This is a genomic window from Halotia branconii CENA392 (assembly GCF_029953635.1).
In the GTDB taxonomy this organism is placed as follows: domain Bacteria; phylum Cyanobacteriota; class Cyanobacteriia; order Cyanobacteriales; family Nostocaceae; genus Halotia; species Halotia branconii.
Window position 1 is genome coordinate 6,637,410 of sequence record NZ_CP124543.1, and the last position, 14,378, is coordinate 6,651,787.

General features: G+C 40.7%; 12 protein-coding genes and 1 pseudogene. 6 read left to right on the forward strand and 7 right to left on the reverse strand.

What is annotated here, in order from left to right; translation table 11 throughout:
- Positions 1 to 264: 264 nt before the first annotated feature.
- Positions 265 to 1,893 carry a mechanosensitive ion channel family protein gene (locus QI031_RS29130; protein ID WP_281483023.1) on the reverse strand — a complete coding sequence of 543 codons (1,629 nt, stop codon included), beginning with the start codon at positions 1,891 to 1,893 and terminating at the stop codon, positions 265 to 267.
- A 402-nt stretch (positions 1,894 to 2,295) separates the two neighbouring features.
- Here QI031_RS29130 and ahcY point away from each other — a divergent pair, with 402 nt between their 5' ends.
- Positions 2,296 to 3,573: an adenosylhomocysteinase gene (gene ahcY / locus QI031_RS29135; protein ID WP_281483024.1), complete on the forward strand. Its 1,278-nt coding sequence runs from the start codon at positions 2,296 to 2,298 to the stop codon at positions 3,571 to 3,573.
- Positions 3,574 to 3,913: 340 nt separating this feature from the next.
- On the opposite strand, the gene QI031_RS29140 is transcribed toward ahcY, so the two are convergent.
- The 3 genes and pseudogenes from QI031_RS29140 to xth form a co-directional block, all read right to left on the reverse strand.
- Positions 3,914 to 4,822, reverse strand: a complete 909-nt coding sequence (locus QI031_RS29140; protein WP_281483025.1) for a phosphotransferase family protein — start codon at positions 4,820 to 4,822, stop codon at positions 3,914 to 3,916.
- A 187-nt stretch (positions 4,823 to 5,009) separates the two neighbouring features.
- Positions 5,010 to 5,377, reverse strand: a pseudogene (locus QI031_RS29145) (cyclic nucleotide-binding domain-containing protein).
- Between the two features lie 240 nt (positions 5,378 to 5,617).
- Positions 5,618 to 6,409, reverse strand: a complete 792-nt coding sequence (gene xth / locus QI031_RS29150) for an exodeoxyribonuclease III (protein WP_281483026.1) — start codon at positions 6,407 to 6,409, stop codon at positions 5,618 to 5,620.
- Positions 6,410 to 6,866: 457 nt separating this feature from the next.
- Between xth and QI031_RS29155 the strand changes: the two genes are divergently transcribed.
- Positions 6,867 to 7,934: a glycosyltransferase family 4 protein gene (locus tag QI031_RS29155; protein WP_281483027.1), complete on the forward strand. Its 1,068-nt coding sequence runs from the start codon at positions 6,867 to 6,869 to the stop codon at positions 7,932 to 7,934.
- A gap of 55 nt (positions 7,935 to 7,989) precedes the next feature.
- Entirely contained in the window at positions 7,990 to 8,175 is a 186-nt protein-coding gene (locus QI031_RS29160) for a hypothetical protein (RefSeq protein ID WP_281483028.1), read from the forward strand.
- Between the two features lie 106 nt (positions 8,176 to 8,281).
- Here the strand turns inward: QI031_RS29160 and QI031_RS29165 are convergent, their stop codons facing one another.
- Positions 8,282 to 8,968: a Uma2 family endonuclease gene (locus QI031_RS29165; RefSeq protein WP_281483029.1), complete on the reverse strand. Its 687-nt coding sequence runs from the start codon at positions 8,966 to 8,968 to the stop codon at positions 8,282 to 8,284.
- A gap of 488 nt (positions 8,969 to 9,456) precedes the next feature.
- Between QI031_RS29165 and QI031_RS29170 the strand changes: the two genes are divergently transcribed.
- Positions 9,457 to 10,479, forward strand: a complete 1,023-nt coding sequence (locus tag QI031_RS29170; protein ID WP_281483030.1) for a zinc-dependent alcohol dehydrogenase — start codon at positions 9,457 to 9,459, stop codon at positions 10,477 to 10,479.
- On the opposite strand, the gene QI031_RS29175 is transcribed toward QI031_RS29170, so the two are convergent.
- On the reverse strand, positions 10,457 to 10,969 hold the full coding sequence (locus tag QI031_RS29175; RefSeq protein ID WP_281483031.1) for a fatty acid hydroxylase: 513 nt from the start codon (positions 10,967 to 10,969) through the stop codon (positions 10,457 to 10,459). The genes QI031_RS29170 and QI031_RS29175 overlap by 23 nt on opposite strands.
- A gap of 549 nt (positions 10,970 to 11,518) precedes the next feature.
- Here QI031_RS29175 and QI031_RS29180 point away from each other — a divergent pair.
- A complete protein-coding gene (locus QI031_RS29180; protein ID WP_281483032.1) occupies positions 11,519 to 11,815 on the forward strand; it encodes a DUF433 domain-containing protein in 297 nt (98 codons plus the stop codon).
- Entirely contained in the window at positions 11,812 to 12,180 is a 369-nt protein-coding gene (locus tag QI031_RS29185) for a DUF5615 family PIN-like protein (RefSeq protein ID WP_281483033.1), read from the forward strand. Before QI031_RS29180 ends, QI031_RS29185 begins: the two co-directional genes overlap by 4 nt.
- 121 nt (positions 12,181 to 12,301) lie before the next feature.
- On the opposite strand, the gene shc is transcribed toward QI031_RS29185, so the two are convergent.
- Positions 12,302 to 14,224, reverse strand: a complete 1,923-nt coding sequence (gene shc, locus QI031_RS29190; RefSeq protein ID WP_281483034.1) for a squalene--hopene cyclase — start codon at positions 14,222 to 14,224, stop codon at positions 12,302 to 12,304.
- Between the last annotated feature and the right edge of the window lie 154 nt (positions 14,225 to 14,378).

Genomic DNA, 14,378 nt, shown 5'->3' on the forward strand with positions numbered 1-14,378 from the left:
TAAGCGTTCCGCAGGAAAGCCGGGTTTCCCGGCGTAGGAAACTTTTCAAGACAGAGACGCAAAGGAAGAGAAAATAATCTATTCTTCATGCCCAATAGCTTGGCGATCGCAGCGACAAAAAGCGATGTCTTTTGCTGGCAAAGATGCTCTATCTGCCTGTAGCTTGCTTCCCCGCAGGGGGTTATTATACCTCTACGGAGAATATTAGCTCTGGTGACACAGATGCGATCATCGCCTCAAGCACGGTTAGCTATGGAGCTAAAATTAATCAGCCTTGCCATTTTCTTCATAGCTAAGTAAGTGAGGATCGTTAACCCAAATTGATTGTTGAGGTACAGGAATAGAAATTCCGGCTTGATCCAAGGTGATTTTCAAGCGCCGACGATACTCTCGTGCTACGTCCCATTGTTTCAGCGGTTGTGTTTTGATCCACACGCGAATCATCAAACCGCGATCGCCAAAATTATCTATTCCCAAAACTTGAGGTGTTTCTAGTATTTGATATTGCCATTGCGGATCTTGATCCATCTGCGAGGCGACATTTTGAATCAACTGTAAAGCATGATCAATATCAGTTTGATAAGAGACAGGAATTGTTAAATCGGCTCTTGACCAGCGACTAGAAAGATTAGCGACAACTTTAATTTCACTATTGGGAATTGTGATCAAACGCCCTTCAGAATCTCGTAATTGTGTCATCCGCAGATTGAGATTTTCTACTAAGCCTCCGACTTCTCCTACAGCAATGACATCGCCTAAAGCATACTGGTCTTCTAGGATAATCAGGAAACCGTTAATCGCATCTTTAATCAAGTTTTGTGAAGCTAAAGACACGGCAACACCAATTAAACTTGCACCAGCTAATAAGGGAACAATATCTATACCTAAGAAGACCAATGCTAGTAAGATGCCAACTCCTACCCAAACACCAGTCACAATACTTTTAGTCACACCAGAAAATGTCGAGACTCGCAATTGCAGACGTTCATAATTTTCGGAATTTAGTAAAGCCCCACTGCTAATCAAAGTTGAGGTGAAGCGGTCAATCAAGGCATAACTAGCACGAATTACTACATAAATTCCTAGTGTAACAATGCCCAATTTAAACGGGATTTTGGCGGCTGTGAGAATACCAACCTGAAGTATACGTGTATAGGGAAATAAACCCAAAATTATAAAACTTCCACCTCCCCAAATCCCTGCTTGAGTGAGTTGAAACAATCGTGTTTTAACTTCTAAAAGATGCCGATGTTGCTGTTGGTTTAATTGAGTTGCGATTGGTTGTGCTGCTGGTGGGGTTTGAGGGGTAGGGCGGGCTGTGTTCTTTTTGGAACGACGTTGCCAGCTATATACTCCAAAACTGGCAAAAATCATTGCTACTCCGATACCACCGGCAATTTTACCTTGGTCAATTAAAAACTCAGTCTGTCGCTCTTGTTTAGCCCTTGGCAAACCTTTCTGCAACTTCTCTTGGATTTGAGTTGCTAATGTTGACAGATCTGCCTGTTGTAGTCTGGCATCTTCAGAAGTAATGGTCATCAGGTATTTGCCGTTGACATCGATTACAGGTAAACCATTTACTGGTCTAATATCTACCCTGAGATCTGGCGTATCTGAACGAAAATAGCTTTTGCTAATTTCTTGCAAATTTTGCTGAATATTTTGTAAACGATCAGACAAGTTGCTTCTTGATGATGCTATCCGAAACAACCGACGACCATCCAAATAAACCCAGTCCGAAACAATCCTATTATCTAAATTATTACTGACGCTGCTAGGAGCTTGCACATTAGGTAAAAGAGGAGTCTGGGCTGTAGCTTTTGGTGCAAGTGTAGGTGTAGGCACAACAGCCACAGCCATTGAACCTGCGATCGCCAAAAATTGAAAGCGCACTCAGATACCTCCTGGAGCTAAATTTACTAGTGCTAACTACTTCTATAGCCACCTTTATATTTAACTAATAATTTGAGTAAATGTACCTATCTAGAGTTACGTTTTTACTTTGATATTGCGAAAATTTCCTATTTTAGGAAAATATTACCTCTTAAGATAGATGCCAAATTACTTAATATATTTTGGTAAAACTAAGAAGAGTCTTTGCTAAATCTCTTATCCAAGATAAATGAAAAAAACCAAAAACGAAGTTGACATTCCGCTGATCAAACGTCAAGCTAGTCCACAGAACCATTGATATCGGTTTTTGGTAATTACAGCTAAAAATCGCAAGTCGTGGAATAATCTAGTAGAGTACGTAATTAATTACGTAGCTTTTTTTACTTTTTGAGGTAATACTTAATGACTGCAACTTCTCCCCGATTAAAGCACGAGGTTAAAGACCTCGCCCTGGCTAGCTTGGGAAGACAGCGCATTGAATGGGCTGGACGCGAAATGCCAGTCTTAAAGCAAATTCGCGATCGCTTCGCTCAAGAAAAACCCTTTGCCGGGATTCGCCTTGTGGCTTGTTGTCATGTGACAACAGAAACAGCACATCTAGCTATTGCCCTCAAAGCTGGTGGTGCAGATGCTGTTTTAATTGCTAGTAATCCTTTATCAACTCAAGATGACGTAGCTGCTAGCCTCGTCGTCGATCATGAAATTCCCGTTTTTGCTCAAAAAGGCGAAGACAACGAAACTTATAATCGCCACGTACAAATTGCCTTAGATCATCGCCCCAACATTATTATTGATGATGGTAGCGACGTAGTAGCCACCTTAATTCAAGAACGCCAAGATCAAGTTAGCGATTTGATTGGTACTACAGAAGAAACAACAACGGGAATTGTACGTCTGCGCGCCATGCTTAAAGATGGCGTTCTCACTTTCCCAGCTGTCAACGTCAACGATGCAGACACCAAGCACTTCTTTGATAATCGCTATGGTACTGGGCAATCTACCCTAGATGGCATTATCCGGGCTACAAATGTGCTGCTGGCTGGAAAAAACATTGTTGTTGCTGGTTATGGCTGGTGTGGTAAAGGTACGGCACTCCGCGCCCGTGGTCTTGGTGCTAATGTAATTGTCACCGAAATTGACCCCATCAAGGCGATTGAAGCTGTGATGGATGGTTTCCGCGTGTTACCAATGGCAGAAGCTGCTCCTCAAGGTGACTTGTTTATTACAGTTACTGGTAACAAGCATGTGATTCGCGCCGAACATTTCGATATGATGAAAGACGGTGCGATCGTTTGTAACTCTGGTCACTTTGATATTGAAATTGACCTGAAATCTTTGAAGGCTAAGGCTAAAGAAGTTAAACAAGTACGTCCCTTTACCGAAGAGTATCGGTTAGCAAGTGGTAAATCAGTCATAGTTCTGGGTGAAGGACGCTTGGTAAACCTCGCCGCTGCGGAAGGACATCCTAGTGCAGTTATGGATATGAGCTTTGCTAATCAGGCTTTAGCTTGCGAATATCTGGTGAAGAATAAAGGCAAGTTGGAACCGGGTTTACATTCCATCCCTACCGATGTTGACCAAGAAATTGCTCGACTGAAGTTGCAAGCAATTGGAATTAACATTGATACCCTCACACCAGATCAAATTGAGTACACCAATTCTTGGGCTAGCGGGACTTGAGCCTCAGATATTTACTGAATCAGTGGTAGAAGTGAAACGATAACTCAATCTGGAAGTTTATGTTTATGGGATGGGCAATTTGCCTATCCCAATTTTATGAGGTGAGAAAAGAGAGTTTCGTAAACACATGCAAAAAAATGTAGGTTGGGGAGCCACTGCGTTAGACGGGTTTCCGAGGCACTCCGTTGGGCGGCTGTGCCGACTTGTTCGCGCAGCGTCTCCCATTGGGAGAAGGAAGTGCTGCCGGCTTGTAGACGCTTCTGCGGCTTCCCGCAGGGTAGTAAGTGGCGTTTGACGTAAAGAAACCCAACACTTTTATCGATGTTGGGTTGCGCTGTGCTTAACCCAACCTACGCCTAAATGCTGTCTCTAAAGGTTGAACCTCCCTAGCCAAACCAATATGTGCTAGAGATAACGATATATCATTATATTTCACTCCAATCAATGACCATTGCAACTCAAGTGTCCCTACCCAGAAACGTGCGCGGTTAATTACATACCTTAACATTGGATAATCACTTTCCATTAGCTGTACAATATTTTCTCCATAATTTCCCAGTTGGATGGCCATATCGCAAGCTGGATCTCCCAAGCCAGCAACGCCAAAATCGATAATGCCACTAATGCTTTGTGATTCTGGGTTAAAGAGAATGTGATACACAGGCAAATCGCCGTGAATAAGTACAGGTGTGTAACTCAGATCAAGTTCACCTGATACCACAGGCGCAAACAGTTCACGTATCCAAGTTTGCTGGTGTCGCCAAAGGTGAGGAAAGAGAGTTTCTTGAACATCGTTGTACAACTGCAACCAATCTTCATGCGATCGCACTGCATCAGAGAAAGATACTCCCGATGCTGCTAAAACTTCAGATGGAATGCTGTGCAATTGTTGGTGAAATGTAGCAAGTTGAGAAATAACACGGGTTTGTGCGATTTTACTCAACTTCAGCAGAGTATTGCGAGAAAGGGGTTCACCTTTGAGATATCGATAAGTAACAAAGCCTTCTTGCAAATGCTCAAAACGGGGAATCGGTAAATCAATATAACGTTGCAACACTTGCAAGACTTTAGCTTCATGAAAAAGTACTTGTTTTCCCCAATCTTCTTTAGCGAAGCGACAGACAAACTGATGGTTAACTATCACTACATCATTGATCATGCCATCTTGATTAAAATCTAGATGGTCAAAGGAAATATTCGGATAAACTGCACGAATCTTATTCAGATAAGAGGAAGGAATATTATTCACAGTGGATTTTACGATGGCAACAAACAATCAAAATCATTCGGACTTTTCGCCCGACAGAAACGATGTAACTGATTTGTGTGTTTGTTTTATCTACGCAACACTGTTGTTAAACTCCCCTAAAATATCCTTAAAAATAAGTCTAGCATCACCTAAAGCTTATTACCTGCACAAATTGGTATAAGATGCTTCATAGCATACGCTGCACGCGAGTTAGGCGCTCTGAGTAGTTTTTGATTACCTGTAGAGCAAACATTGGTGTTTCTTGAACTGCAAAGAGAAACCTGTCTTGATCAAGGGAAGCAAGTTGACAATGAGTCTTAGCGATCGCTGTATATGTTCTATTTCCTACGCCTATAAGTACCCCTGTACCAAAAACTTCGCCTGCCTCAATTGTTTCTACAACTTTACCATTAACTAATATATTTACCTCTCCGTACAAAATCCCAAACATCAAATTGCCAGGCTCTCCTTCCTCAAAAATAACTTTATCTGCTGCAAATGTTTGAGGATTTGGTTGTTTTTGAAAGATACTACTGTAATTACGGGATTTAGCATGAAAATGACCTAAAATTCCTAATTTTTAAATAAATTATTGGTATGAACTACACGAGAGCCGAAAAAAGTATACTATTTTCTGTTGATTAACTATCACCTATTGATAGATTCCAGGTTAGTATCCAAAAAACAAGTTTTTGGCAATTTGGCAGACATACAGTCCTTAACACTGGTATATTTTGTCTTGTGCAAGGGGTGTAGCAGAAGTGGTTCCGGCTATCATGGTCGGAACCACTTCTGCTATTTATCCTCCAATTCCAGAATGACCGGTGCATGATCGCTGGGTTGGGTCAATTTTCTGGGTGTAGCATCAATAATACAACTTTTAGCCCGCTCATAAAGTGCTGGTGTGAGATAGTGATGGTCAATTCGCCAACCTAAGTTGCGACGAAAAGCGGCGGCGCGATAATCCCACCAGCTGTAGTGTCCACCTTCTGTAGTAAATTTGCGAAAGGCATCAGCAAATCCCATTGCCAGAATATCTCGTAAGGCTTGGCGTTCTAGTTCGGAAGCCATAATATGATTGTCTGGACTTACTTGATCGTGAATATCCTTGGCTTCCAGAGCAATATTGAAATCGCCACAGACACAAATATCAGGTTGTGACAGCAACAGACATTTTAAATATTCTCGCAGTACTTTCAACCAGCGCAGTTTATATGCGTATTTTTCAGTTCCTACTGCTGCGCCATTGGGAACATATAAATTTACAATCCGAATGCCATCAATTACGCCTGTAATCACCCGCTTTTGCTCATCCCATTCCAGCAGTTGATCGCTCAAAATTGCTGTAAAACCAGTAGTTACATCTACAAGCTGTTTACGGCTAATTAAAGCTACACCGTTATAAGATTTTTGTCCTGATAAATAAAGGTGATAGCCCAATTCTTCAAAAAGCGATCGCGGAAAATCGGCATCTATAACTTTTGTTTCTTGTAAGCAGAGGACATCAACGGGATTTTGTTTGAGCCAATCAATAACCTGTTCTAAACGAATGCGAACTGAGTTGATATTCCAAGTAGCTATTTTCATTAGTTAAGTAGCAGTATCCAGAGCAATAATGAACTTTTAATTATTACTTATTTATGATTCTTTAATATTTGTAATCTTCCTCTTTTGATCCTGATTTTTCCTTATTTAACGTTGTGATCAATTGATCCCATCCCATAATTTTAGTATCTACAGCTACAAAATCTACCTTTTTTGTAAGTTTAGCTACAAAAAATTCTAACCGCCTATGATCCCCGCGATAGATGAAACCGTTAGAAGGTGAGTTATATTCTATAAAGTATAGTCGCTAGGTCGCTACGGCTGTTTGGTTTTAAATACATCGGTAATGTTTGACAGTAAGGTTAACTAATATTGCGCTCCCAAGAGTCAATTAAGTTAATTTAAATGTCAAAAGAGTAAGTACAAATGCTTGTCCTCATAAAATAATGTTCAGTCTTTACATTGAGGACAAATTTAACGACTGAACCCTAACAAATGTATGAAAATCGCTCAAGTTGCCCCCTTATGGGAACGAGTTCCACCTCCTAATTATGGAGGAATTGAACTGGTAGTGAGTCGCTTGACCGATGAACTAGTTCGTCGCGGTCATGAAGTAACTTTGTTTGCCTCTGGCGATTCTCTAACTTTGGCTCATTTAGAAGCAGTTTATCCATACGCATTGCGCTTAGATCAAAATATCCAAGAGTATGCAGTGTACGAAACGCTGGAACTGAGTCAAGTTTATCAACAAGCTGCGGCATTTGATATTATCCATTCTCATGTAGGGATGACGGCATTACCTTTAGCGAATTTGGTATCAACTCCCACAGTACATACACTGCACGGCAATTTTACCAAGGATAACCGTCATGTATATAGTCACCATCAACAGCAATCATACGTCAGCATCAGTAACGCCCAGCGTCAAATTAAATTAAACTATGTTGGCACAGTTTATAACGGGATTGAATTAGCGGATTATCCATTTGTAGCTCAGCCTCAAGAATTGCCCTATTTAGCATTTTTAGGACGCTTTTCTCCAGAGAAAGGGCCACAATATGCGATCGCTATTGCTAAGCAAAGTGGTTGGCGCTTAAAAATGGCAGGAAAAGTTGATGTAGTCGATTCAAAGTTTTTTGAACAAGAAATTGCCCCCCATATCGATGGTCAGCAAATTGAATATTTAGGCGAAATTAACCACGCCGAAAAAGCTGAACTTCTAGGCAATGCTGCAATCACTCTTTTCCCCATAACTTGGCAAGAACCCTTTGGTTTAGTGATGATTGAATCTATGGCAACTGGTACACCAGTAATTGCTATTAATTTAGGTTCAATACCAGAAGTGATTGTTAATGGCGAAACAGGATTTATGTGCCAAACTTATGAAGAAATGGCAGCAATGATTCCTGCGGCGTTAGAACTCAATCGTCAAACCTGTCGAGCTTATGTAGAAAACAAATTTAGCGTTAACCAAATGGTTAGCGATTACGAAGCGGTCTATGAACAAATTATTAAAAGCCGCATTGATTTAAATGGTTACATACATGCGGCTAAAATCCGAGTTTAATCAAAATTTTTTTTATCTGTTTTAAACAACAAATTTTCTTTAGGAGGACATTGGAATGAATATGAGAGCTAACACCTGTCCGTGCTGTGGTGGTTCCCTCCTGCGTCATGTTCGTCATAGCGAACTGTACTGGTTTTGCGTGTCTTGCCGACAAGAAGTACCACTTTTAACGGTTAACCGCTTGCCTAATTTAGATACTCGCAATACGGGAGTACTTTCTCAACAAGCTGTAAATTCTTAATATGAAGTTGAGATACTGTAAACTGCGTTTATATTTGTTGGCTCTACTTGGGAAAATCAGGTGGAGCTAAATTAATAGGTTAAAAGCTTGTTAACAGTTGCCACAGCTACTTATGAGCCAGAACTTGCACAAAATCTTGATGTTCTTGACTAGCTAAACCTTGTTGTAATACTTCTAAAACCTTTGCTAAATTTGCTGCTAATAAAGCTGTTTTATCTAACCATAATCCTGGAAATACCTGAGAACATATTAGACCATTGCTATTGGGTTCAACTTGAATATATTCGCCTTCATTTAATCTAAACCAATCAAATTGACTCTCATCAACTCGCCACACTAAATATTCTTGTACTCCATTGCGACGATATACTTTGAGTTTTTGATTCAAATCAATTGAAACACTGCTGGCAGCAATTTCCACAATTAATTCAGTAGCACCTTCTACATAGCCATCTTGACTAATAGTAGATTGTCCTCCAACTTCAATTCTCAATAGTGCATCAGGTTGAGGTTCGTTATCAAAATCAAGACGTACTGTAGCATTATCCAGTGTTTCCACTCCTGGTGTAGCGGCTTCGTAAGCGACTAACCAACCTATAATGCTTGCATGGGGCTTGCCGTGTTTTTTCGCTCGTACAGGGGATGCCAAGTAAACAACTCCTTCAATCAATTCTGCTTTTTTCAAATTAGGCATTGCTTGATAGCGGCGCTCAAATTCAGTACGAGTAAGTTTGTCACCGTTTTCTAAAGGCGGAATTGTCAACAGTTTAGAAGTTGTGTCAGCAGATATCATAATTTTTAAGGGTGATAGGTAATTACTGACATAATTTAATTTTACTAGCAAACAATTGAATTAAAGCTAAAATATATTTCAGGACTTACGCAAAAATAACGTAACTCCGTCATTACGAGCGATAGCGAAGTAATCTACCCTAACGCTGGGATTGCTTCCCTACACTCCGTTCCGGTCGCAATGACAATATAGGCGTTGCGTAAGTCCTATATTTATTGTCATAAAATCCTTCATTAAAGAATACCAAATAATTTAGATTAGCAACGTACTTTATTTCTCAAGTTACTAAACGGTTAAAAAAGGCTGCTATCTCCTAAACAAAACTAAAATTGAAAAATAAATTACTTGAAAAGCTGGGATTTGTTGTCAAAAACAATGGCGATACACTAGGATTATTTCTAATATTAAAGCCAAGCAATTTGAGCTTGATAAGCCTTTTTGTCGTGGTCAAATTTGGACGTGAACTACTCATTGATTAGGTTAAAACTTTGTTAGCAGCATTACTGTACGGTCAGGAAGATTTACGTTTAGAACAGGTTGCTGACCCCACTCCAGCAGCTGGAGAAATAGTCATGCAAGTACGGACAGCTACAACTTGTGGTACAGATTTAAAAGTCTGGCGGCGTGGTGGTCATGCCAAAATGCTAAAGCCGCCGACATTGTTTGGTCACGAGGCCGCAGGACAAATTGTAGCATTAGGAACAGGTGTTAATGGTTGGCAAATAGGCGATCGCATTGTGGCAAATAATTCTGCACCATGCATGGAGTGCTTTTTTTGTCAACATGAAGAATATTCGTTATGCCCAAATTTAACTTGGAATAACGGGACTTTTGCCGAATACCTGAAAATTCCTGCACCGATAGTACCACATAATTTATTGCGAGTTTCTGATGAGTTGCCGTGGGAATTGGCAGCGATGACTGAACCTTTAGCTTGTGTATTGCATGGTATAGCTCGTTCTAATATCAAACCTCAAGACAGAGTAGTTGTGTTGGGGGATGGAGCCATTGGGCTGATGTTTGTCGCGGCCTTAGCTGATAGCGTTGAAGTGTTACTTTGGGGGGGAAATGACCAAAGATTAGAAATTGGTCAAAAACTCGGTGCAGCTAAGATTTTTAACTATCATCAAATCCCGGACATTCCCAATGTCGTCAAAGAACTCACCCAAGGCTGGGGTGCAGATGTGGTGATTGAAGCTACTGGTGTACCTAGCGTTTGGGAAATTGCGATCGCTTGTGCGCGTCCTGGTGCTACTGTCAACTTATTCGGTGGTTGTCCTAGAGATACCACTATTACAGTCAATACAGAACAGCTGCACTACAGCGAACTTACCCTTAAAGGTGTGTTTCACAATACTCCCAAATATGTGCGGGCGGCGCTGTCCCTAATAGCTAGTCGTAAAATACCTTTAGAATTACTCATCAGTGAACAGCGCAGGCTAAAGGACTTAGAACAAGTGTTTTGTGACATGAAAACACGGAAGGTAATTAAGGTAGCAATGATTCCTTAGTTTTCCATAGATGAAGCCTTGTTAGCCTTAACCAACGTAACCAAGTTTGCGCCGGTTGCTCAAAGAACGTAAAAATATCACCGTAACCCAAGCTAGTTTTGTGATGGTGTAACCAATGCCTCTCAGGAGTAGTAATAAATAAAAACTGGCATAAAATATTCACTAACTTTGGAGTTTGCCAACCTAAAACACTTATATGTCTCCACCAAACATGAAACTGACCAAGTAATAATCCACAAATCACACCGATGGGAGACAAAGACCATAGAAGTACAGCCATAATTAAATAAGGTAATGCTCCCAGTATCCCATCTAAAATCACCTGAGGGTTAAATGTCAAAATAGCATAGTGGCGGAAATCTTTTTTCCAAGAGTGATGTGTTCTCAGGTGGAGGCTACCAAAAACATGCTCAGGTACGTGGTAGCAGAAGGTGGATAGGAAATCGCCAAAAAATAGTAATAGCCAAGCAACAGCTATAGCCTCAAGCATTTATAATCCTCACGTCCAGTCAGAAAACTCCACAAAAAAATGCTAGGTGCTTAGACACCTAATGTTTAGACTCTGTAAGCAGCTACTGTGCAGCTAGTTCGGCTCAAAGTCTTAAGTAATTTGGATAGTTGCAGTTTCATGAATCTACAATCCTTAATTTAGGAAACAGCAACTTGTGGAAGTTTCTAATCTGGTTTTTTGCTTTAAATTGATACATCTAATTACCAATAGGTATACCGTATTTTTTTGTCTTTACCTCATCATGTTCTTACGAAGACATACAGTATAAGCAAAGGTTGAGTTAAAAATAGTACAAATTTAGGTTAAGGTATTACCCAAAATTATTTAATGATTGAGCAAAAAAGGCAGAAGAAAGCAAGGGTTTGAATTGACTCCTAATACGGTTTCTGTTATTAATTCTGGCACACCTTCTAAATAATCATTTAATTAAATTGATACACGATCGCAGTTGGATAAAGTGAAAGTGCGATCGCAGCAATCTTCTAAATAAAACTAAAATAGATAACAAAACAACAGTCACAATCAACTATGTCAACTACTATCACTGATATTGGCACTCTTATTACTCGCCACCCTGGAATACATGGGGGCTGTCCGATTATTGCTGGAACTGGTGTCACAGTGCGACGAATTGCTATCTGGTATAAACAAGGTTACAGTCCAGAAGAAATTGCCGATCAGATTGGTCATTTAACATTAGGACAGGTTTATGCAGCTTTGACGTATTATCATATCAATCGCGAAGAAATCGATGCTGACATTGCCTACGAAGAAGCAGAAGGTGATCGCATAGAGGCATTACACAAAGCTAAAAAGTTAGGATGAGCCAAATTCGCTTATACATGGATGAGGATTCTACCGGACGTTCTCTAAGGTTGGCTTTGCAAAATCGGGGTGTAGATGTAATCACAACTCTAGGTGTAAACCGATTAAAATATTCTGATGAAGAACAATTAATTTGGGCAAGGTCGCAAAATCGCGTTTTATATAGTTCTAACATTCGAGATTTTTATAGTTTACACACAGCTTTCTTGACTCAAGAACAACATCACTCAGGAATGATTTTAGTACAGCAGCAATGTTATTCAATCGGAGAACTGATGCGTGGTATTTTGAAATTAGTTGCAGCTAAATCAGCAAAGTCAATGGAAAATCAAGTAGAGTTTCTTAGCACTTGGATCGGGGAATAAACGTAATATTATAGTCTATTCTTGCATACTTTGAACAGTCATGCGATCGCACTTTATTGACCAGCAACTTTTAGAACGATCGCACAGTATGATATTTGTAATCTGCTACAAATCGTATTTATTAGCTTGGCGATCGCAGCTGTAGTATTTGATAACGACCTAAAGCAATTAAAGGAAAATATTGTTGATAAAAATGATATTTGAGATAAAAATGACTAGGAAAACCAGTACCTGTAAAGTCTGCTTCATACCAAGTACCATCGGGCTGTTGAGTTGTTAAAAGGTAGCTAATTCCTCGTTCAATAACTTCAAGAGGTAATTTGCCAATTGCTTCACCAGCAGCTATCAGACCGATTAAAGCCCAAGCTGTTTGGGATGCAGTGCTGCGTCCTTGCCCTTTGAGACTGCGATCATCATAGCTGCGGCAAGTCTCACCCCAACCACCATCTGAATTTTGACATTTTATTAACCAATTAGCTCCTCGTTCTATACTGACATGATGTCTTTGAGGTTCAATTAAAGCTAGAGCTGATAAAACGCCACTTGTACCATAGATGTAATTAACACCCCAGCGCCCAAACCAACAACCTTCAGTTTCTTGCTCACCCAAAAGATAGGCAAGGGCGCGCTCTAGGTTTGCAGTATCAATTGTCAGGTTACAAGCACCGAGCATTTCTAGTACTCTGGCGGTAACATCTGCGGTATTCGGGTCAATCATGGCTTTCAAATCGCCATAAGGTACAGAGTTGAGCCAATCTTGATCATTATCCAAATCAAAAGCTGCCCAACCACCTAGTTTACACTGCATGGATGCAATCCAATTTAAAGCGCGGGCGATCGCAGCTTGTTTGAGTTTTTCGTTAGGAAGTTTCGCTACATCTAAAGCCATCACAACCACAGCTGAGTCATCCACATCTGGATAAAAGCGATTGTCAAACTCAAACGCCCAAGCACCGGGTTTTCCTTGGTGATTTTTCACAGTCCAGTCGCCATAGTCGAGAATTTGCTTTTGCAGCAACCATTCTCCAGCTTGCACAATCGCCGGATGATCTGACGGCAAGCCAGATTCTACCAAAGCCCGAATCACCCAAGCCGTATCCCATACAGGCGAAACACAAGGCTGAACTCGGTAACTATCTGCTGTTTCAATGGCAAAATTATCAATTGCTTGCAAACCTCGTTCGACAATTGGGTCATTGACGTTGTAACCCAAACACCGCAAAGCTAACATAGAATTGAGCATGGCTGGAATAATTCCACCCCAATCGCCTGTAGCTTCTTGACGTTCTAAAATCCACTTTTCGGCAGCTTTAATGCCTTCGTTGCGGAATGGCACTAAATTTAAAGTTTCTGCTAACTTAAATCCTTGATCGAGAGTTAAAAATAAATCAGTCCAATTGTTACTGCGGGATAATTCATACTGGACTCGATCAATACTTTCAACATATAGTTCATCTAAATTAATCGTTGGTGCGGTGAGAAAAATAGGTTTGCGATCGCATACAATCAGCAACGGTACAGTACTAGAACGCGCCCAGCTAGACATTTCGTAGATATTGAAGAAAAAAGCTGGGGGTAAAAGCATTATCCAAGGAGGTAGGGAGGGAATGCCACGCCAGTCATAGCAGCCAATCAAGGCGAGGTGCAATTTAGTAAAAATGCGAGTTTTGCTGATGCCGCCTCGTTGGAGAATAAAGTCTCGCGCTTTGATCATCGCTGGATCATTTGCCGATACACCCAGCAGCCTCAACGCCATGTAAGCCTCAACCGAGGTACTTAGTTCTCCACCGTCATCATAAAAAAGTTCCCAGCCCCCATGCTGCCGTTGTTGAGAACGCAGATATGTAATAACTTTGTGCAGAGGTCTAGCTTGGTCTGTTCCCCAAATTTTATGCAGCAGGACAACCTCAGCAGTAATGGTGACATTAGACTCTAACTCTGCCCACCAGTAACCTGCTGGATACTGAGTCGAAAGTAGATATTGTTGACTAGTGGCGATCGCTGCCGCGACTTGATTGACTGTTACCCTGTCTTGTGTTTGCATCAACTAAAGGATAAAGTGTGAAGTATTAATGAAACATACCACGCTCAGTAGATCATCAAAAACAACACTTCGACTGCGCTCAGTGCATCGCTGACAACTGACCCGCGTAGCGTAAAGTAAAATCATGTATTCAATCGGCTTTTTGATGGCTAAA